At 69.4% G+C, this 19,482-nt stretch carries 20 protein-coding genes and 2 tRNA genes; 11 read left to right on the top strand and 11 right to left on the bottom strand.

All coding sequences use genetic code 11. From position 1 onward, the window contains the following. The first annotated feature begins 276 nt into the window (after positions 1 to 276). Positions 277 to 498, top strand: a complete 222-nt coding sequence (locus AB0959_RS11780) for a DUF6274 family protein (RefSeq protein ID WP_366826181.1) — start codon at positions 277 to 279, stop codon at positions 496 to 498. Positions 499 to 1,098: 600 nt separating this feature from the next. Here the strand turns inward: AB0959_RS11780 and bldC are convergent. Both bldC and AB0959_RS11770 read right to left on the bottom strand, forming a co-directional pair. Continuing rightward, on the bottom strand, positions 1,099 to 1,305 hold the full coding sequence (bldC, locus tag AB0959_RS11775; protein WP_003949541.1) for a developmental transcriptional regulator BldC: 207 nt from the start codon (positions 1,303 to 1,305) through the stop codon (positions 1,099 to 1,101). A 595-nt stretch (positions 1,306 to 1,900) separates the two neighbouring features. Next, on the bottom strand, positions 1,901 to 2,743 hold the full coding sequence (locus AB0959_RS11770) for a hypothetical protein (RefSeq protein WP_366826180.1): 843 nt from the start codon (positions 2,741 to 2,743) through the stop codon (positions 1,901 to 1,903). A 245-nt stretch (positions 2,744 to 2,988) separates the two neighbouring features. On the opposite strand from AB0959_RS11770, the gene AB0959_RS11765 reads away from it, so the two are divergent. After that, positions 2,989 to 4,098: a Glu/Leu/Phe/Val dehydrogenase dimerization domain-containing protein gene (locus AB0959_RS11765; protein WP_366826179.1), complete on the top strand. Its 1,110-nt coding sequence runs from the start codon at positions 2,989 to 2,991 to the stop codon at positions 4,096 to 4,098. Positions 4,099 to 4,411: 313 nt separating this feature from the next. Beyond that, positions 4,412 to 4,666, top strand: a complete 255-nt coding sequence (locus AB0959_RS11760; RefSeq protein WP_152773137.1) for a DUF3073 domain-containing protein — start codon at positions 4,412 to 4,414, stop codon at positions 4,664 to 4,666. 80 nt (positions 4,667 to 4,746) lie between these two features. Here the strand turns inward: AB0959_RS11760 and purM are convergent, their stop codons facing one another. The 6 genes from purM to AB0959_RS11730 all read right to left on the bottom strand — a co-directional run bounded on the left by purM (position 4,747) and on the right by AB0959_RS11730 (position 10,524). After that, positions 4,747 to 5,811 carry a phosphoribosylformylglycinamidine cyclo-ligase gene (purM, locus tag AB0959_RS11755; RefSeq protein ID WP_366826178.1) on the bottom strand — a complete coding sequence of 355 codons (1,065 nt, stop codon included), beginning with the start codon at positions 5,809 to 5,811 and terminating at the stop codon, positions 4,747 to 4,749. 43 nt (positions 5,812 to 5,854) lie between these two features. Beyond that, positions 5,855 to 7,381, bottom strand: coding sequence for an amidophosphoribosyltransferase (gene purF / locus AB0959_RS11750; RefSeq protein ID WP_366826177.1), 1,527 nt, complete (start codon positions 7,379 to 7,381; stop codon positions 5,855 to 5,857). A gap of 85 nt (positions 7,382 to 7,466) precedes the next feature. Then, complete coding sequence (locus AB0959_RS11745) at positions 7,467 to 8,282, bottom strand: META domain-containing protein (protein ID WP_366826176.1); 816 nt, start codon at positions 8,280 to 8,282, stop codon at positions 7,467 to 7,469. Between the two features lie 59 nt (positions 8,283 to 8,341). Beyond that, positions 8,342 to 9,139, bottom strand: coding sequence for a sterol carrier family protein (locus tag AB0959_RS11740; RefSeq protein ID WP_366826175.1), 798 nt, complete (start codon positions 9,137 to 9,139; stop codon positions 8,342 to 8,344). A 9-nt stretch (positions 9,140 to 9,148) separates the two neighbouring features. Further along, positions 9,149 to 9,982: a M23 family metallopeptidase gene (locus AB0959_RS11735; protein ID WP_366826173.1), complete on the bottom strand. Its 834-nt coding sequence runs from the start codon at positions 9,980 to 9,982 to the stop codon at positions 9,149 to 9,151. A gap of 41 nt (positions 9,983 to 10,023) precedes the next feature. Further along, a complete protein-coding gene (locus AB0959_RS11730; RefSeq protein ID WP_366826171.1) occupies positions 10,024 to 10,524 on the bottom strand; it encodes a winged helix-turn-helix domain-containing protein in 501 nt (166 codons plus the stop codon). A 157-nt stretch (positions 10,525 to 10,681) separates the two neighbouring features. Between AB0959_RS11730 and AB0959_RS11725 the strand changes: the two genes are divergently transcribed. Next, positions 10,682 to 11,266, top strand: a complete 585-nt coding sequence (locus AB0959_RS11725) for a Uma2 family endonuclease (RefSeq protein ID WP_366826170.1) — start codon at positions 10,682 to 10,684, stop codon at positions 11,264 to 11,266. Positions 11,267 to 11,359: 93 nt separating this feature from the next. Here AB0959_RS11725 and purL read toward each other — a convergent pair whose 3' ends face one another. Genes purL through purS form a run of 3 tightly spaced genes read right to left on the bottom strand, consistent with a single transcriptional unit; the run spans position 11,360 to position 14,558 of the window. Then, entirely contained in the window at positions 11,360 to 13,618 is a 2,259-nt protein-coding gene (purL, locus tag AB0959_RS11720) for a phosphoribosylformylglycinamidine synthase subunit PurL (protein WP_366826169.1), read from the bottom strand. Next, positions 13,615 to 14,295: a phosphoribosylformylglycinamidine synthase subunit PurQ gene (gene purQ / locus AB0959_RS11715; protein ID WP_366826168.1), complete on the bottom strand. Its 681-nt coding sequence runs from the start codon at positions 14,293 to 14,295 to the stop codon at positions 13,615 to 13,617. Before purQ ends, purL begins: the two co-directional genes overlap by 4 nt. Then, positions 14,292 to 14,558 (bottom strand): phosphoribosylformylglycinamidine synthase subunit PurS, encoded by a 267-nt coding sequence (gene purS, locus AB0959_RS11710; RefSeq protein WP_366826167.1) that lies wholly within the window; start codon positions 14,556 to 14,558, stop codon positions 14,292 to 14,294. Before purS ends, purQ begins: the two co-directional genes overlap by 4 nt. Before the next feature lie 363 nt (positions 14,559 to 14,921). Between purS and AB0959_RS11705 the strand changes: the two genes are divergently transcribed. The 7 genes from AB0959_RS11705 to AB0959_RS11675 all read left to right on the top strand — a co-directional run bounded on the left by AB0959_RS11705 (position 14,922) and on the right by AB0959_RS11675 (position 19,479). After that, on the top strand, positions 14,922 to 15,239 hold the full coding sequence (locus tag AB0959_RS11705; RefSeq protein ID WP_366826166.1) for an Lsr2 family protein: 318 nt from the start codon (positions 14,922 to 14,924) through the stop codon (positions 15,237 to 15,239). Positions 15,240 to 15,402: 163 nt separating this feature from the next. After that, positions 15,403 to 15,474: transfer RNA gene (locus AB0959_RS11700), tRNA-Gly, on the top strand. A gap of 80 nt (positions 15,475 to 15,554) precedes the next feature. Further along, positions 15,555 to 15,630, top strand: a tRNA-Gly gene (locus AB0959_RS11695). A gap of 192 nt (positions 15,631 to 15,822) precedes the next feature. After that, complete coding sequence (locus tag AB0959_RS11690; protein ID WP_366826165.1) at positions 15,823 to 16,815, top strand: ABC transporter ATP-binding protein; 993 nt, start codon at positions 15,823 to 15,825, stop codon at positions 16,813 to 16,815. Continuing rightward, positions 16,812 to 17,636 carry an ABC transporter permease gene (locus AB0959_RS11685; protein ID WP_366826164.1) on the top strand — a complete coding sequence of 275 codons (825 nt, stop codon included), beginning with the start codon at positions 16,812 to 16,814 and terminating at the stop codon, positions 17,634 to 17,636. The genes AB0959_RS11690 and AB0959_RS11685 overlap by 4 nt, the downstream gene beginning before the upstream one ends. Before the next feature lie 20 nt (positions 17,637 to 17,656). Beyond that, positions 17,657 to 18,874, top strand: coding sequence for a histidine kinase (locus AB0959_RS11680; RefSeq protein ID WP_366826163.1), 1,218 nt, complete (start codon positions 17,657 to 17,659; stop codon positions 18,872 to 18,874). Further along, complete coding sequence (locus tag AB0959_RS11675) at positions 18,871 to 19,479, top strand: response regulator transcription factor (protein ID WP_366826162.1); 609 nt, start codon at positions 18,871 to 18,873, stop codon at positions 19,477 to 19,479. The genes AB0959_RS11680 and AB0959_RS11675 overlap by 4 nt, the downstream gene beginning before the upstream one ends. The last annotated feature ends 3 nt before the right edge of the window (positions 19,480 to 19,482 follow it).

Raw genomic sequence — 19,482 nt, 5'->3', positions numbered from 1 at the left:
TCTTGAGGACGCGGGGAAGTGCGCGTACTTCAGGCCCGCGGGTGACCTGCACGGTTTTCAGGGGCGCGGGGAACTGCACGGTCTTCAGGGGCGCGGGGAACTGCGCGACCAGCCACACCCCACCCGCAGCCAACCCACCGGCCCCAGACACCCCCACCCCCCTCGCCCCACGGCGGAGCACACGGCGGAGCCCACGGCAAGGACCCGTGTGCCTTGACGCCGTCACATTCCGTCGGTACTCCAGACAACAAGGGCTTCCCGACCCGGAGGTGACGTATGGCGGCAGCCGCTCGGCACGAGACGCGCGCGTTGCTCCGGGCCCACCTGTCGGCCGCCTCCTCGTACCGCCACCTGACGCGGCACTGCCCGATCTGCCACCAGTTGCTGCGGCTGGCCATGGAGCCAGGGCAACGGGGCGAGGACGACCCGCAGACGGTCGACGAGGACGAGGGCCCCTCCCGCTCCACCCCGGCCTCCCAGAGCCCTTCGAAGGCGTGACCGACGCCGATCCGGGATACACAGTCACCAAGGGCGGAGAGGGAGGTGCCCGCGCACCAGGGTCCCAACTGTCGTTCCCAATAGCGCAGATACGTCCTCAACAACAAGTATCGCGACATGTGACGGGTGTCACCCACTGAGTTCGCGAAGTCGGGGAACTTACCGACCTCCTACAACAGGTCAATTTAATATGTGCAATTGCACCACCGACTGAGGCACCCCGACAGAGATCGGACACCCCTCCCCAGAGTCCGACAAGCTCGCGCACAGAGCGGCACCCCAGGCCCCCCACAAGCCCACACAGGGCCCACTCGCGATCATCACTCACGCCCGCGTCCGCGCCCGTGACCACACCCGCGACCACCTCCGCGACCACCTCCGCGCACAAAAAAATCGCGCTGGACCCGGCGGAGTCCAGCGCGATCGACGACGCACCCTTGTTACGTGCCTGCAGAGTGTGGCCCGCCTAGAAAGTTCCGGGCGGTTCCGAAGAGCTTGGGCGTGGGCCCTGTTGGGGCAGGATCCCGCGTCGCTTGGAGCTGTGGGTTGGGCGGCTCGGCATGTTGGGGGAACAGCCGATTTGCCCGGTCATGCGATGGTTCAGGCCTCGCTGCGCTGCTGCGGAATACCCGCGAGCAGTGCGCGGACCTCGGCCTCGCGGTAACGGCGGTGCCCGCCGAGCGTACGGATGGACGTGAGCTTGCCGGCCTTCGCCCACCGCGTGACCGTCTTCGGGTCAACGCGGAACATGGTGGCGACCTCAGCCGGGGTCAGCAGCGGCTCGGCATCAGGGGTGCGAGCGGTCATGAGCGGCCTCCTCGGGAGAACCGAACCTTCTCGGTTCTTTCCTCTAAATTCTGCACCTTGACCCACGTTGCCCGAAATGAGCGGACGCGGGTCGAGTCGGTTATAGGACGAACGGCTTGTCCTCGGCACTACAACTACACCATCTGTCCAGCCGCGTCGGCCAAACCGATGGAATTGCCCTCCCAGGTGTTCATCAGCGACGGAAGCCGATGGACCATGCCATAGCGGACAGTCACGCCACTGTGACGATCAGTCACAGTGGCGATCAGGAGTCACGAGACCCCCCATAGCGTGCAATGCTGAGATTCCGCCCATAGCTGGGCAGAAGAAGTCTCCCCCGGACTCCTTGTCCTATTTTGGCATGAGGAGGGGCGTAAGAGGCAAGACCCTTGTAAGTGCAGTCCGTCACGCTTCACGACTACTTGCTACAAAAGACCGGATCAGAACCCGTACGTCCCCCGTCACCCCCCAACGCACGCTTCAGTGCGTCAAGCCTGGGCCAAGGGTCGATAGTTCACCATGACATCACAGTTCGCGGAAAGCTCTTTCCATCACAGATCGCCAACTCTGTGACGCGAGCTGCCCATTAGCGGCCTCAGTTCGCCGAGCGTCGGTCCCGTACGGCCCGCCAGCGCTCCACCAGACGCCCGTACGCCTCTCCGGCGGCCCCCTCGTCCCCGGTGCGCAGCGCCTCGATGCCCTCGGCGACGTCCGCCGCCGAGTGGTCCCCGTCCAGTTGGTCGGCGGGCAGGACGTGCACCAGGCCGCCGTAGTCCAGCTCGACCAGCGAGCGCGGGTGGAACTCCTCCAGCCAGCGCCCCACGTCCACGAGGCCGTCGATCAGCGGCCCCTCCTCGATCATGTCCCGCATCGCCTTCAGCCCCCGGGCCACGCGCCGCCGCGCCTGCACCATCGGCGTCCGGTACCGCAGCGCCGGCGGGACCGCGTCCGTGCCCTTGTCGTAGCGCCGCTCCTCGTCGCCCACCAGCACGAACCAGTTCAGCGGCACGTGCCAGGTCGAGGTGCGGATCCAGGGGCGGGCGTCGGGATTGCGGACCAGCCAGCGCTCGTAGTCCTGGGTGGCCTGGCGGCGCAGGACCGGTGGCAGCACGGCGTCCAGGACGGGCGCGGGCAGCTCCTCGGGCAGCTCCTGGAGCGCCTGCCAGCCGCGCAGCCGGGTGCGCCACGGGCAGACACAGACCACGCCCTCGACGTCCAGCACGAACGCGTCGCTGCTCTCGTGCACCGGCACCGGAATCGGCGGGGTGGGCAGCAGGTCCTCCAGCGAGCGGCGCAGTTCCTCCTGGTAGGAGGGGCGGTCCTGACGCCGTACGTAACGCGCCCAGTGGCTGCGCTCGGGCTCGGGGAAGGCGGCCAGCGGTTCGTACACGCGCAGGTACGACGTGTACGGAACCATCACCGAGGACACCTTGGGCACGCCTGCTCCCTCCCCACGGGACCCGCCACGAAACCCGGCCGCGTCCCGCACGCGGGCCGGCGGGGAAACACTGCGAATCGTCCCACGCGCATGTGCGAACGTACTCCCCGGGAGGGTGATCCTGAACACTGCTGAGCACGGCGCGGATCGTGAGCGGACACAAGCCCTACGCTCATGCCACGGGCCCCGCCACCCGTACGGGAGCCCGGCCCCAACCGCCGCTACTTACCACTGGAGTCACCACCGTGACCGACGTATCCGGCGCGGCTGCTGATGTACTGCACACCCTGTTCCACTCGGAGCAGGGGGGTCATGAGCAAGTCGTGCTCTGCCAGGACCGCGCGAGCGGCCTCAAGGCCGTCATCGCCATCCACTCCACCGCCCTGGGCCCCGCGCTCGGCGGTACGCGCTTCTACCCGTACCCGAACGAGGCCGAGGCCGTCGCCGACGCCCTGAACCTCGCGCGCGGGATGTCCTACAAGAACGCCATGGCCGGCCTCGACCACGGCGGCGGCAAGGCCGTGATCATCGGCGACCCCGAGAAGATCGAGCCCCCTCAGAGGACCGCGCTGCTGCTGGCGTACGGGCGTTTCGTGGCCTCGCTCGGCGGGCGGTACGTGACCGCCTGCGACGTGGGCACGTATGTGGCCGACATGGACGTCGTGGCCCGCGAGTGCCGCTGGACGACCGGCCGCTCCCCCGAGAAGGGCGGCGCCGGCGACTCGTCCGTACTGACCGCCTTCGGCGTCTACCAGGGCATGCGGGCCTCGGCCGACCACCTGTGGGGCGACCCGTCGCTGCGCGGCCGCACGGTCGGCATCGCGGGCGTGGGCAAGGTCGGGCACCACCTGGTGGAGCACCTGCTGAACGAGGGCGCGGAGGTCGTGATCACCGACGTGCGCGAGGAGGCCGTGCGCCGGATCACCGAGCGCCACCCCTCCGTCCGGGCCGTCGCCTCCACGGACGCGCTGATCCGTGTCGAGGACCTCGACATCTACGCCCCGTGCGCGCTGGGTGGCGCCCTGAACGACGACACCGTGTCCGTGCTCACCGCCAAGGTGGTCTGCGGCGCCGCGAACAACCAGCTCGCGCACCCCGGCGTCGAGAAGGACCTCGCCGACCGCGGCGTCCTCTACGCGCCGGACTACGTGGTGAACGCCGGCGGGGTCATCCAGGTGGCCGACGAGCTGCACGGGTTCGACTTCGAGCGGTGCAAGGGGAAGGCCGCGAAGATCTACGACACCACGCTCGAAATCTTCGCACGTGCTAATCAGGACGGCATCCCGCCGGCCGCGGCGGCCGACCGGATCGCCGAGCAGCGAATGCACGAGGCGTCGCCGGCACGCGGACGCTGAGATTCCGTGGGGGCGCCCGCGAGGGTGCCCCCACAGGTTTGGCCGGTACCTGTCGAGGGGCAGTTAGAGAGAACTCTCACGTTCGTCGGCGGGTCGGCGGCCGAGAAGTGGTTAAAATCGCCACTGACCAGCGAGGACGGGGCGCCTCAAAGGTCCTGTGCACACGCGCGCAGTGCGGGCGACGTACCGTATGGGCGTGGGCTCAGGTACCGTGGGAGCCCTAGGGGCGGTCTCTCTGCGGAGAGCCCGTTCTGGATTATGAACGCGTCAAGACTCTGGGGCCGTCGAGCCCCGTCACCGAGGGGGTCGAGCCATGGGGCGCGGCCGGGCCAAGGCCAAGCAGACGAAGGTCGCCCGCCAGCTGAAGTACAACAGCGGCGGGACTGACCTGTCGCGTCTGGCCAACGAGCTGGGCGCATCGACTTCGAGCCAGCCGCCGAATGGCGAGCCGTTCGAAGACGACGACGAAGACGATGACCCGTACGCCCAGTACGCGGATCTGTACAACGACGACGAGGACGATGAGGACGACGAGTCCGGTCCCGCGTCGCAGCGCCGCGGCGCTTGACTTGGCGATCTGACCGTGCTTGACCCGGTCCGTAGCGGCATGCCACCGCCGGACCGGGTTTTGCGCTGCCGTCGCGCAGGTCAGCCGGCGTAGTCACCGATCAGAGCCGCGCCCGTCGTGTGCTCACCGCGGTCGGTGATCTCACCCGCGATCCACGCGTCGACCCCGCGGTCGGCGAGGGTCGCCAGGGCGACGTCCGCCGATCCCTCGGGCACGATCGCGATCATGCCGACGCCCATGTTCAGGGTCTTCTCCAGCTCCAGCCGCTCGACGTCACCGGTGCGGCCGACGAGGTCGAACACGGGGGCCGGGGTCCAGGTGGAGCGGTCGACGATCGCGTGCAGTCCGTCGGGGACGACACGGGCGAGGTTCGCCGCGAGTCCTCCGCCGGTGACGTGGCTGAAGGCGTGCACCTCGGCGGCGCGGATCAGCGCCAGGCAGTCCAGCGAGTAGATCTTCGTCGGCTCCAGCAGTTCCTCGCCGAGCGTGCGGCCGAGCTCGTCGATCCGCGCGTCCAGGGACAGTCCCGCCTGGTTCAGCAGCACGTGCCGGACCAGCGAGTACCCGTTGGAGTGAAGCCCGGAGGACGCCATCGCCACGACCGCGTCACCCTTACGGATACGATCCGCGCCCAGCAGCCGGTCGGCCTCCACGACTCCCGTACCGGCGCCGGCCACGTCGAAGTCGTCCGGGCCCAGCAGGCCGGGGTGCTCGGCCGTCTCGCCGCCGACCAGGGCGCAGCCGGCCAGTACACAGCCCTCCGCGATGCCCTTGACGATGGCCGCCACCCGCTCGGGGTGGACCTTGCCGACGCAGATGTAGTCGGTCATGAACAGCGGCTCGGCCCCGCACACCACGATGTCGTCCATGACCATCGCGACCAGGTCGTGGCCGATCGTGTCGTACACGCCGAGCTGCCGGGCGACGTCCACCTTCGTGCCGACGCCGTCCGTGGCGGAGGCGAGCAGCGGGCGCTCGTAGTTCTTGAGGGCGGAGGCGTCGAAGAGCCCGGCGAAGCCGCCGAGGCCGCCGAGGACCTCGGGGCGGCGGGTCTTCTTCACCCACTCCTTCATCAGCTCGACGGCGCGGTCGCCCGCCTCGATGTCGACTCCCGCGGCTGCGTAGCTGGCACCGGTCTCAGACATGGCAAAGGGCACTTTCGTGTCGTACGACAGGGGTCACGGGCTCTTACGGGCGGCGGATCGCGTCTGAGGCGGCCGTGGCGGCGGGCCCGGCGGCCAGTTCGGTCTCCAGGAGCTGCTTGCCGAGCAGCTCGGGGTCCGGGAGCTCCATCGGGTACTCGCCGTCGAAGCAGGCGCGGCACAGGTTCGGCTTGGCGATGGTGGTCGCCTCGATCATGCCGTCGATGGAGATGTACGCCAGCGAGTCCGCGCCCAGCGAGGTGCCGATCTCGTCGATCGTCATGCCGTTGGCGATGAGCTCGGCGCGGGTCGCGAAGTCGATGCCGAAGAAGCAGGGCCACTTCACGGGCGGCGACGAGATCCGGATGTGGACCTCGGCGGCGCCGGCCTCGCGGAGCATGCGCACCAGCGCGCGCTGGGTGTTGCCGCGCACGATCGAGTCGTCGACCACGACCAGACGCTTGCCCTTGATGACTTCCTTGAGCGGGTTCAGCTTCAGCCGGATACCGAGCTGGCGGATCGTCTGGGAGGGCTGGATGAACGTACGGCCCACGTAGGCGTTCTTGACCAGGCCGGCACCGAAGGGGATGCCGGAGGCCTCCGCGTAACCGATGGCGGCCGGGGTGCCGGACTCCGGGGTCGCTATCACCAGGTCGGCCTCGGCGGGGGCCTCCTTGGCGAGCTTGCGGCCCATCTCGACGCGGCTCAGGTAGACGTTCCGGCCGGCGATGTCGGTGTCCGGGCGGGCCAGGTACACGTACTCGAAGACGCAGCCCTTGGGCTTCACTTCCGCGAATCGCGAGGTGCGCAGACCGTTCTCGTCGATGGCGACGAACTCGCCCGGCTCTATCTCGCGGACGAAGCTGGCGCCGCAGATGTCGAGGGCGGCGGACTCGGAGGCGACCACCCATCCGCGCTCAAGACGGCCGAGGACCAGCGGGCGGATGCCCTGCGGGTCACGGGCCGCGTAGAGGGTGTTCTCGTCCATGAAGACGAGTGAGAAGGCGCCCTTGACCTTCGGGAGGACCACCGGGGCGGCCTCTTCGACGGTCAGCGGCTTGCCGTCGTCGTCGACCTGGGCCGCGAGGAGAGCGGTGAGGAGGTCGGTGTCGTTGGTGGCCGCCACCCGGGTGTTACGGCCCTCCTGCTTGGGCAGGTCCGCGACCCTCTCGGCGAGCTGCGCCGTGTTGACCAGGTTGCCGTTGTGGCCGAGCGCGATGGAGCCGTGCGCGGTGGCCCGGAACGTCGGCTGGGCGTTCTCCCACACGGAGGCGCCAGTGGTCGAGTAGCGGGCGTGACCGACCGCGATATGACCCTGGAGCGCGCCGAGCGAGGTCTCGTCGAAAACCTGCGAGACGAGGCCCATGTCCTTGAAGACGAGGATCTGGCGGCCGTTGCTGACCGCGATACCCGCGGATTCCTGGCCCCGATGCTGGAGGGCGTAGAGCCCGAAGTACGTGAGCTTTGCGACCTCTTCGCCCGGAGCCCAGACACCGAAGACGCCACACGCGTCCTGGGGGCCCTTCTCACCGGGGAGCAGATCGTGATTGAGTCGACCGTCACCACGTGGCACGCCACCGAGTGTAGGCGAGATCGCGCACTGGTCCGAATCCGGTGATCTCGGATCATGCCGGTAAGGGAACCCTGACCCGCGTACGTCACTTGCTGGCTACGGCGCTGATGCCCTCGCCGTTTTCGCTGGTCAGGGTAATCGTCCGTTGATCGATCTTGTAATCGACCGTGCTCTTGAAGAGTTTCAGGAGCGTCTTCTCGGTGTCCATGAGTGAGCCGTCGCACATCCTGCGGGTGGTGCCGGGGGTGCCGAGGGTGAGCGAGCCGTCGCGTACGGTCGCATCCGCCGAGACCCGGTTGCAGCCGAGGCTGCCGGCGAGCGTGCCCTTCTTCTCGTCGAGGGTGAACCAGGCCTTGTCCTTCGACTCGGACGAGAGCGACACGGCCGTGCCGTCCCTGACGATGGAGGTGACCTTCCACGTCGTGCCGTACAGCTGGGCGGGCTTCTCCTCGCTGAGGACGACCTTGGCACCGGAGTCGGAGGTGAGGGTGAGCTTGCCGTCGCTCGTCTCGGCCTTCAGCTCCCCGCCGGACAGGGCACGGCGGAGGGACTCCTCGAACTTCATCGAGACGCCGGTGCAGGCCATGTCCGTGGACCGTGCCGTGCCGAACTTGACGCTGTCGCCCTCGACGGTCGCGGTCGTACCGAAGCCGTTGCAGCCGTAGTTGCCGTTGACCTCGCCGTCCTCGGCGATCTTCACGTAGGCGCCGCCCGGGGCCTTCTCGCTCTTCCCGTCGACGGTGAGGCTGTCGACGGTCCAGTGGACGCCCTTGAGGGACGCCGACGAGCCCGATCCCGAGCCGGACCCGGAGCCGACAGAGCTGCTGCCGGACTCGCTGCCGCAGGCCACCACGAGCGGCACCAGGGTCAGTGCGGTGAGGGCCAGTCGCTGCTTGTTCATGCCGCGCTTCTTCATGCCGCTGGGACGGGTGGGGTCCGTGGGCGGTTCCCGTGAATTTCTCAGCCGAGGAGGGGCAGCAGACCGCCGAGATCGGCGCGCTCACCGCTCGCGCGGACGCGGGCATCCCCCACCGCGCTCGCCCATTCCTCGCGCCCCGTGGCGAGCCGGATCCAGGTCAGCGGGTCGGTCTCGACGACGTTGGGCGGGGTGCCGCGCGTGTGCCGCGGGCCCTCGACGCACTGCACGACGGCGTACGGCGGCACCCGGACCTCGGTCGAACCGCCGGGCGCCTTCACGGCGAGCGCGTCGGCGAGCAGCCGGGTGCAGGCGGCGAGGGCCTGGCGGTCGTACGGGACGTCGAGGCCCGGCACCGCCGCGTTCAGGTCGTCGGTGTGGACGACGAGTTCGACGGTCCGGGTGACCAGGTAGTCCGCGAGGCTGATGGCGCCGGTGCGGGTGTCGAGCAGGCGGGTGCCGGGCGTGCTCGCGAGGGCCGCCGTGAGCCGCTGTTCCGTGTCGGCGTAGAGGGCGTCGAGGTCGGGGTTGGCCCTCGCCAGCTCCTTCGTGCCCTCGTCGATGTCGGCCGCGCGTGCGGCGGTCGCGAAGGGCCAGTCCAGCAGGGCGAGTTCCGCCTTGGGCGGCTCCGGGCGCTCCAGGTTCCGGCTGACGGTCCCGACGGCCATCGTGAGGTGCGCGGCCAGATCCCGCACGGTCCAGTCGCCGAGCCGGGTGGGGGCGGCGAGTTGGTCGGGAGTGAGGGAACCTACGGCTTTCCGTACGTTCCCGAACTGAGCGAGCACCGCCGTGCGGATCTTGGCCGGGTCGTAGGTGCGGACGCGCTTCTTGGCCGGGGACATGGCGGCAGCCTATGCGGGCTGCGATTCCGTCGTGGGCGCCTCGAAGATCTCGTTGTTGCGGGGGACGCCGATGCCGCGCCAGGTGAAGGGGATGCCGCGGGCGGTGTCCGGGTCGGGTCCGTCCATCAGCTGGAAGTGGAGGTGGGGTTCGGTCGAGTTGCCCGAGTTGCCGCAGTGGGCGAGCGTCTGTCCGGCGGTCACCCGGTCGCCCTCGCGAACGGTGAGGGAGCCGCGCCTCAGGTGGGCGTAGATCGCGAAGGCGCCGTTGCCGAGGTCGAGCACGACGTGGTTGCCGACGACCCACTTGGCACCGGCCAGGTCGCGCACGGAGGCCTCCAGGATCATCAGGTACAGGAGCGCGGGCAGCGACGTACGGCTGAGGTGGTCGCGCTGACTGTCGACGGCCCGTACGACGGTGGCGTCGGCCACGGCGAACAGCGGGGCGCCGTAGGCCGGAAAGGCGCTGTTACGTCGGACGAGCGGCCACAGCCAGCGGAACTTCGGGCGTGCGCCCGGCTCGGGCTCGGCCACGACGTCGATGGCGAACGTCTGGCCGTAGGCGTGCGTGCCGTGGCTGGGGGTGCGGTCGGCCGGGCTGTTCAGCGCGGACCAGCGGCCCGCGACGGGTGGGGCGACCTCGACGGGTTCGCGGGCCGCGCGCGGGCTGTCCGGGGCACCGCCCCAGCGGTGGGCCGCCATGAGGATCCCGTAGGACAGGACGAGTGGCAGGAAGTTCCACCACCACGGATATCCCAGGTCCAGCGAGACGTGGGCGATCACCAGGCCGATGAAGGTCAGCTGAAGTAAGCGGTAGGCGATCTTGGCGATCTTGCGTGCGGACATCGTTCCCCCTGTGTGGTGGGTTTCCGTCTCGGTCGTCTCGGTCAGTGCCGGGCCGTGGCGAGGGCCACCAGCAGCGGCACCACTCGCCCCGCCGGCACCTCGTAGCGGCCGCGTGTGGTCGTGTGCAGCCAGCCGGCGGCGGAGAGCTGGCGCAGGTGGTGGTAGATCTGGCCGGTCGTGCCCACCTCGTCCAGCTCGGCGAGCTCGGCCGCGGTGCGCCGGCCGCCGAGGATCTCGCGCAGCAGCCGCAGCCGGACCGGGTGACCGAGGGCGGCGAGCGACTCGGCGTCCTGGGCCCAGTCGCCGTCCAGCAGGCCCTCGGTCAGCACGCCGTGCTGCCACTCGTACTGCTCCCCGGTCGGCAGCCGTACGGCGCCGGTGAACAGGACGCCTCCGTCGGCCGCTCCCAGCTCGGCCAACTGCTCCTTGAGCCCTTGAAGGGCCCAGAGGTCGCTTTCGCCGAGGCGGGGAGCGGTGTGCTGCGCGTTCTCCAGCGCTGCCAGCCGTCGCTCAAGGTCGGCGACGCGTTGTTCGAGTTCCACAGCCCGACATTACGGAACTACGTAATTACGTGCAAGCGGAGCTCGCAGACGGAGCAGAAGACCCGCGGCAATCACCCGTGAGCGTGATCGGCAGCGAAAACGGCACCGCATGGCCGGGCCCGGACAACACTGGCCTTCGCCTGGAAAGGGGTACAACATGACGGTTATGGCCGAGCGCACGTCTCAGATGTCGGTGGAGGAGTTCGAAGCGATCGCCTCCGCCAGTCCCGAGACCGTCACGTTGGAGTTCATCAACGGACGGATCGGGGTCAAGAAGGTGGCGGACGGAGACCACAACACCATCGTGTCCTGGCTGGCGCGGCGGTGTATGCGGGCCAGGCCCGACCTGGACCTGTATCACGGCCAAGGGCTCAAGGTGGAGTCGTACCGAGAAGGCCGGGCGAAGCCGGATGCGGTGATCGCGCCCGAGGCCCACTTCGCGGGGCACGGCGAGTGGGCCGACCCCGACGGGGTGCTCATGGTCGTCGAGGTCACCTCGTACGACTCGGACACCGACCGACGGGACCGGCACGAGAAGCCCGCCGCATACGGGCAGGCCGGTATCCCTCTGTACCTCCTGATCGACCGTGACGCGTGCACCGTCACCGTGCACAGCACACCGGACCGGCTGGTCGGCGGCTACCGGGACATGCACACCACCAAGTTCGGCGAGAGGGTCCTTGTCCCCGACCCGGTCGGTTTCGAGCTGGACACGGAGATCCTCAAGACCTACGTCCGCTGACCGGCCACGTCTGAAGCGAGCAGCGAGAAGCCCCCACCCGGAAACATCCTGTCCGGACGGGGGCTTTCGGCGTCGTACGCCGGTGAAGCGCGACTACGCCAGCAGCGCCGGGATCGTCCCCTCGTGGGCGGTGCGCAGCTCGTCCAGGGTCAGCGCGAACTCGCCCTGGACGTCCACCGTGTCTCCGTCGACGACACCGATGCGGGTGACGGGCAGGCCGCGCGCGCCGCACATGTCGTTGAAGCGGACCTCCTCGGAGCGCGGTACGGCGACGACCGCGCGCCCCGCCGACTCGGAGAGGAGGAAGGTGAAGGCGTCGAGCCCGTCCGGTACGACCAGCCGCGCGCCCTTGCCGCCGAGCAGGGCCGACTCGACCACGGCCTGGATCAGACCGCCGTCGGACAGGTCGTGTGCGGAGTCGATCATGCCGTCGCGGGAGGCGGAGATCAGGATCTCGGCGAGCAGGCGCTCGCGCTCCAGGTCCACCTGCGGCGGCAGCCCGCCCAGGTGGTCGTGGACGACCTGCGACCAGGCCGAACCGCCGAACTCCTCACGGGTCTCGCCGAGGAGGTAGAGCAGCTGCCCCTCCTCCTGGAAGGCCACGGGCGTACGGCGGGCCACGTCGTCGATGACCCCGAGGACGGCCACGACCGGGGTCGGGTGGATCGCGGCCTCGCCCGTCTGGTTGTAGAGCGAGACGTTGCCGCCGGTCACCGGGGTGCCCAGCTGCTGGCAGGCGTCGGCGAGACCGCGCACGGCCTCGGCGAACTGCCACATCACCGCCGGGTCCTCGGGCGAGCCGAAGTTCAGGCAGTCGGAGACCGCGAGCGGCTTGGCGCCGGTGGTGGCGACATTGCGGTACGCCTCCGCCAGGGCGAGCTGCGCGCCCGTGTACGGGTCGAGCTTCGCGTATCGGCCGTTGCCGTCGGTCGCGATGGCGACACCGAGGCCGGACTCCTCGTCGACGCGGATCATCCCCGAGTCCTCGGGCTGGGCGAGGACCGTGTTGCCCTGCACGAAGTGGTCGTACTGGGAGGTGATCCAGGACTTGGAGGCCTGGTTGGGGGACGCCACCAGCTTCAGGACCTGGTCCTTCAGCTCGTCGCTCGTCGAAGGCCGGGGCAGCTTGTTCGCATCGTCGGCCTGGAGCTCGTCCTGCCAGGACGGGCGGGCGTACGGGCGCTCGTAGACCGGGCCGTCGTGGGCGACCGTACGCGGGTCGACGTCGACGATCTTGCCGCCGTGCCAGTAGATCTCCAGGCGGTCGCCGTCGGTCACCTCACCGATGACGGTGGCGATGACGTCCCACTTGTCGCAGATCTCCAGGAAGCGGTCGACCTTGTCCGGCTCGACGACCGCGCACATGCGTTCCTGCGACTCGCTCATGAGGATTTCCTCGGGCGAGAGCGTGGAGTCGCGGAGCGGGACGTCGTCGAGCGTCACGCGCATGCCGCCCGAGCCGTTCGACGCGAGCTCGGACGTGGCGCAGGACAGGCCCGCCGCACCCAGGTCCTGGATTCCGACGACCAGCTTCTCCTGGAAGGCCTCCAGGGTGCACTCGATGAGGAGCTTCTCCTGGAAGGGGTCGCCGACCTGGACGGCGGGACGCTTCGACGGCTTGGCGTCGTCGAAGGTCTCGGAGGCGAGGATGGACGCGCCGCCGATGCCGTCACCGCCCGTGCGGGCGCCGTACAGGATGACCTTGTTGCCCGCGCCGGACGCCTTGGCCAGGTGGATGTCCTCGTGCCGCATGACGCCGATGGCACCGGCGTTGACCAGCGGGTTGCCCTGGTAGCAGGCGTCGAAGACGACCTCGCCACCGATGTTGGGCAGTCCCAGGCAGTTGCCGTAGCCGCCGATACCGGCGACGACACCGGGGAGGACACGCTTGGTGTCGGGGTGGTCGGCCGCACCGAAGCGGAGGGGATCGACGACGGCGACCGGCCGGGCGCCCATCGCGATGATGTCGCGCACGATGCCGCCGACGCCCGTGGCCGCGCCCTGGTAGGGCTCGACGTACGAGGGGTGGTTGTGCGACTCGACCTTGAAGGTGACCGCGTAACCGTGGCCGACGTCGACGACACCGGCGTTCTCACCGATGCCGACGAGCAGGGCGTCGGACTCGGGGGCCTTCTCGCCGAACTGGCGGAGGTGGACCTTGGAGGACTTGTACGAGCAGTGCTCGGACCACATGACCGAGTACATGGCGAGTTCGGCACCGGTGGGCCGGCGGCCGAGGATCTCCACGACCCGCTCGTACTCGTCCTTCTTCAGGCCGAGTTCGGCCCAGGGCAGCTCGACGTCGGGGGTCGCGGCCGCGTGCTCGACCGTGTCCAGAGGCGTCCGGCTCATGCGTTGACCAGCTTCTTGAGGATCGAGGTGAAGAAGGGGAGGCCGTCGGTGCGGCCGGTGCCGATGAGCGGCTCGACGGCGTGCTCCGGGTGCGGCATCAGGCCGACGACGTTTCCGGCCTCGTTGGTGACGCCGGCGATGTCCCTCTGCGACCCGTTGGGGTTGAAGTCAAGGTAGCGGAAGGCTACGCGGCCCTCGGCCTCCAGCTTGTCGAGCGTGTACGCGTCGGCGACGTACTGCCCGTCGTTGTTCTTCAGCGGGATGTGGATCTCCTGGCCGGCCGAGTAGTCGGTGGTCCAGGCGGTCTCCGCGTTCTCCACCCGCAGCTTCTGGTCGCGGCAGATGAAGTGCAGGTGGTCGTTGCGCAGCATGGTGCCGGGCAGCAGATGCGCCTCGGTGAGGATCTGGAAGCCGTTGCAGATGCCGAGCACCGGCAGTCCGGCCCTGGCCTGCTCCAGCAGGGGCTCCATCACCGGCGAGAAACGCGCGATGGCCCCGGCGCGCAGATAGTCGCCGTAGGAGAAACCACCGCACAGCACCACGGCGTCGACCTGCTTCAGGTCCTTGTCCTTGTGCCAGAGTGCCACCGGCTCGGCACCGGCGAGCCGGATCGCGCGCTGCGTGTCCCGGTCGTCGAGGCTGCCCGGGAAAGTGACGACGCCAATACGTGCGGTCACTTTCCTGCCTCCGCCTTCTCTTCCTCCACCTTGACGATGAAGTCCTCGATCACGGTGTTGGCGAGGAAGGATTCCGCCAGTTCATGGATGCGGGCAAGCGCGGCGTCGTCCACCGGTCCGTCCACTTCCAGTTCGAAACGCTTTCCCTGACGTACGTCGGAGACGCCCTCGAAACCGAGGCGCGGCAGCGCGCGCTGCACCGCCTGGCCCTGGGGGTCGAGGATCTCCGGCTTGAGCATGACGTCGACTACGACGCGTGCCACTGGCACTCCCGGTGTGTGGTGCTGAGCAGGTTCCTTCAGACTACCCGCACAAAATTTCTACGCGGGTAGATTCGTAGGAATCTACGTGAGCACCGTCACGATCCGGCATCGGGTTGCTGACACGGTGGAAAGTTCTGGGAAAGATCCGGGATACCTATTGCGCAGCAGACACGCGGACAGTTTTAGTCGGGCTTCACATTGCAATGCTGGGCCCTGTACAAAGGAATTGGCAATAGCCGATACTTTGCCCAATAGCCCAATTACCGCCGGACAGCCGACATCTCGTCCGACTCCTCCGTGGCGTAACAGCACGTCATCGAGGTGATCGCATCAACGAGGTGTCGCACGAAGGGACCGATATTCGTGGCGCAGCGTGTCGTAGTCACTCTCTTCGACGACATCGACGGCTCGGAAGCGGCGGAAACGATCGCCTTCGGACTCGACGGCAAGTCGTACGAGATCGACCTCAACCCAGCCAATGCCCAGAAACTGCGCAAGGCCCTGGCCCCCTACCTGGAGGCCGGCCGCAAGCGCTCGAGGTCCGGCAAGGCGTACAAGCAGACCGACGTGGCCCCCGACCCGTCCGCCGTCCGCGCGTGGGCCCAGTCCCACAAGATGGACGTCCCCGCACGCGGAAGGATCCCCAAGAAGGTCTACGAGGCGTTCGCGGCGGCGCACTGAGCCGTCACCCCTTCGGACCCCTGAGCCCTCCGGGCCTCGGGGGCCGGGCGGGCGCCGGCCATCCGCCCCTGGGGACAACCGACTTGCGCAGCACCCCCGCTGATCAGCTAGAGTCTGGAGCACGCCGAGGGGCAAAGCCGAAAGGCCCAGCTCACGGAGTCACGCGGGTGTAGTTCAGTAGTAGAACATCCCCCTTCCAGGGGGAAGGCGCAGTGTGCAATTCCTGTCACCCGCTCCGCATCGCCGGTCCGACCACCTCTGTGGATCAGGTAGGCTGATGCTCGCGCCGATCGGTGAGAGCCGGTCGGATGCAATGCGGACGTAGCTCAGTTGGTAGAGCGCAACCTTGCCAAGGTTGAGGTCGCGAGTTCGAACCTCGTCGTCCGCTCCAGGAAGTACCGCACGAAGTAGGGCCTCGGTCATTCGACCGGGGCCTTTTTCGTGTGCGCGCGTATGCGCGGGCCGACTCCGCTGCTTCCGCTGCCTCCTCTGCTTCCGCCCACAGTTCGCGACTGACATTTGTCATGGGGAGTGATGACAGGTCGCACTGCTGCCGGCGTCGGGCGGAGGGGAGGCTGAAGGCATGAAAACGAACGGGCACGAGGACGTGATTGAGGTCACTGACCTGCGGCGCGTGTACGGGGGCGGTTTCGAGGCCGTGCGGGGGATCACGTTCTCCGTGGGCCAGGGGGAACTCTTCGCGCTCCTGGGCACGAATGGCGCGGGCAAGACGTCGACGGTCGAGTTGTTGGAGGGCCTGGCACCACCGGCCGCGGGGCGGGTGCGGGTGCTCGGACACGATCCCTACGAGGAGCGGTCGGCCGTCCGGCCACGGATCGGCGTGATGTTGCAGGAGGGCGGCTTCCCCTCCGAACTGACCGTCGCGGAGACGGTGCGGATGTGGGCGGGCTGCACGAGCGGGGCGCGCCCCACGGGGGAGGCCCTGGAACTCGTCGGCCTGGCCAAGCGGTCCGGGGTGCGGGTGAAGCAGCTGTCCGGAGGTGAGAAACGGCGCCTCGACCTGGCGCTCGCACTCCTCGGCCGCCCCGAGGTCCTCTTCCTCGACGAGCCGACGACCGGACTCGACGCCGAAGGACGTCAGGACACCTGGGAGTTGGTGCGGGAGCTTCGTGACGGGGGTACGACGGTCCTGCTCACCACGCACTACCTGGAAGAGGCGGAGGACCTGGCCGACCGCCTGGCGATCCTCCACGAGGGCCGTATCGCGGCGACCGGCACCCCGGCGGAGGTCACCGCGACCCAGCCGTCCCGCATCTCCTTCGACCTGCCCGGCGGCTACTTCCTGGGCGACCTTCCCCCACTGGCCGAACTCGGCGTGACCGACCACGAGACGGCGGGCCGCACGGTCCGGCTGCGGACGAACGAACTCCAGCGCACCGCCACCCGGCTGCTGCTGTGGGCCGAGCACGCCCGCGTCGAGCTCGGCGGCCTCGACATCCGCTCGGCGTCCCTGGAGGAGGCGTTCCTGCGGATCGCCCGCGAGGCCTCGGGGGCCTCCGGCATCGCTGACGAGGCGCGTGTTGAGGCGAAGGCCGGAAAGGGGGCCGCCGTATGAGCGCGTCGACGAACGTGCGGGCGGGTACTCCCGCGCAGACGACGGGCACGTCGGGGACGACCACGCCCGCCGGGCGCATGGCCGCCCTGGCCCGGGCCGAGTTGACCCTGCTGACCCGCACGAAGGCCACGCTGGTGGCGGCGCTGTTCGTGCCGTTGGTCATGCCGTTCAGCCTGCGCTCGACGATCGACCAGATGGACCTGGACGGCACCGGACTCTCGGTGGGCTCCGTCCTGTTGCCGTCCGTCGTCGGGTTCTCGCTGCTCTTCGCGGTCTACAGCTCCCTGGTGAGCGTGTACGCGGCCCGGCGCGAGGAGCTGGTCCTCAAGCGGCTGCGCACCGGAGAGCTGCGGGACGTGGAGATCCTCGCCGGCGCCGCGCTGCCGTCGGTGGTGATCGGCCTCGTCCAGTGCGTGGTTCTGGTGGTCGCCTGTGCCGTACTCATGGACGTCGGGGCGCCCGAGGCACCTCTTCTCGCCCTTCTGGGGCTGTTGTTGGGATTCGTCATGTGGCCCGCTCTCGCGGCCGTCGTGGCGAGCTTCAGCAAGAGCGTGGAGGGCGCCCAGGTCGCCGCCATGCCGCTGATGCTGATCTCGTTGCTCGGGTCGGGCACGTTCTTCCCGCTGGAGCTCATGCCCGACAACCTGGCCTCGCTGTGCGAACTGCTGCCGCTGACACCGGTGATCACGCTGCTGCGCGGCGGCTGGACCGGGGAGCTGTCCGCGCACGACACCCTGGGCGCCGTCGCCACGGCGGTGGCCTGGACCGTGCTCGCGGTGTTTGCTGTACGGCGGTGGTTCCGGTGGGAGCCGCGGCGCTGACCCGTGGGGGGTACGAGGGGATGAGCGGTACGGGCGGTTGGTGGCGGCGCAAGAGCACGCCCGCCAAGGTCGAGACGTACACCCGCTGGTCGTTCCACTTCTTCGCCGTGATCGAGGGTGCGGCGATCGGGCTCCCGGTGCTCGGCCAGGTGGGCTCGGGCCTCGCGAGCTGGCTGCTGGCCCTGGTGACCGGGCACGCGGCACTGTGCGCCGTGACCGCCTCACGGGCGCTCGACTGGACTCGCGGCCGGCGCGAACAACCGCTGCGGCTGTTGTGGACGCTCGGCGCGGCCACCTTCTCGCTCGCCGTCGCCGCGCTGGCGCTCCAGGAGTACGGCCCGAAGGGCGACGCGGTCGACACGGCCGCGGGCACCGTCTTCGCGGGTGTGCTGGTATTCGGCGCGGGCACCATCGCGCTCGGGGTCCGCAACCGGCGGCGGGTGTTCGCAGTGGTGACGGGCTTCGCGGCCGGCACGGCTGCGGTGTCCCTCCCTCTGGGCGTCCCCGGGGCGGCCGCGCTGGGTATCGGGATCGCGGTCCTGGTGGGCGCCGCGTTCCTCGCCGCCACCTCCATGTTCTCCGTGTGGCTCCTCAACGCCGTCTACGAACTCGACGAGGCCCGCGAGACCCGTGCCCGGCTCGCCGTCGCCGAGGAGCGGCTGCGCTTCGGGCGCGACCTGCACGACGTGATCGGCCGGAACCTGGCCGTGATCGCGCTCAAGAGCGAGCTCGCGGTGCAGCTGGCTCGCCGGGAGCGTCCCGAGGCCGTGGAGCAGATGATCGAGGTGCAGCGGATCGCGCAGGAGTCGCAGCGCGAGGTGCGGGACGTCGTACGCGGGTACCGGGAGATCGATCTGGGGGCCGAACTGGCCGGTGCCCACGGGGTGTTGACCGCAGCCGGCATCGCGTGCGAGGTGCGCGGGGAGACGGCCGGGCTGCCCGCCGACGTGCAGTCGGCCCTGGGGTGGGTCGTGCGGGAGGCGGCCACGAACGTACTGCGGCACGGGGATGCCGGGCGGTGTGAGGTGGGGATACGGGTGCTGGAGGGGCGTGTGGTGCTGACCGTGGAGAACGACGGGGCGTCCGACGTCCCACCGGAGAGCCGGGGCTCGGGGCTGGCCGGGCTGCGGGAGCGGCTCGCCGCGGTGGACGGGACCCTGGAGGCCGGCCGGGTGCGCAAGGGCGTGTTCCGGGTGGTGGCCGATGTGCCGTTGGCGGTCAGCGAGGTCACGGCGTGAGTGTGCGGCTGCTGCTCGCCGACGACGAGCATCTGATCCGGGGCGCCCTGGCGGCACTGCTCGCCCTGGAGGACGACCTCGTGATCGTCGCCGAGGCCGCGACCGGCCCCGAGGCGCTGGCCATGGCACGGGCGCACGAGCCCGACGTCGCCGTCCTGGATCTTCAGATGCCCGGCGCGGACGGTGTGAAGGTCGCCACATCCCTGCGCGCCGAACTGCCCGGCTGCCAGGTGCTGATCGTGACCAGTCACGGGCGGCCCGGGCATCTGAAGCGGGCCCTCGCGGCGGGAGTGCGCGGGTTCGTCCCCAAGACCGTCAGCGCCCAGCGGCTCGCCGAGATCATCCGCACGGTGCATGCGGGGAACCGTTACGTGGACCCGGAGTTGGCCGCCGACGCGATCTCCGCCGGGGACTCACCGCTGACCACGCGGGAGGCCGAGGTGCTGGAGCTGGCCGCCGACGGGGCGCCCGTCACGGAGATCGCCGAACGGGCCGCGCTGTCACCGGGGACCGTACGGAACTACCTGTCGTCGGCCGCCACCAAGCTCGGGGCCGAGAACCGTCATGCCGCGGTACGTCTCGCCCGTGAGCGAGGTTGGGTATAGTTG

The sequence above is a fragment of the Streptomyces sp. NPDC046862 genome (assembly GCF_040704615.1).
GTDB lineage: Bacteria > Actinomycetota > Actinomycetes > Streptomycetales > Streptomycetaceae > Streptomyces.
This window is presented reverse-complemented; position numbering and strand designations above follow the sequence as displayed.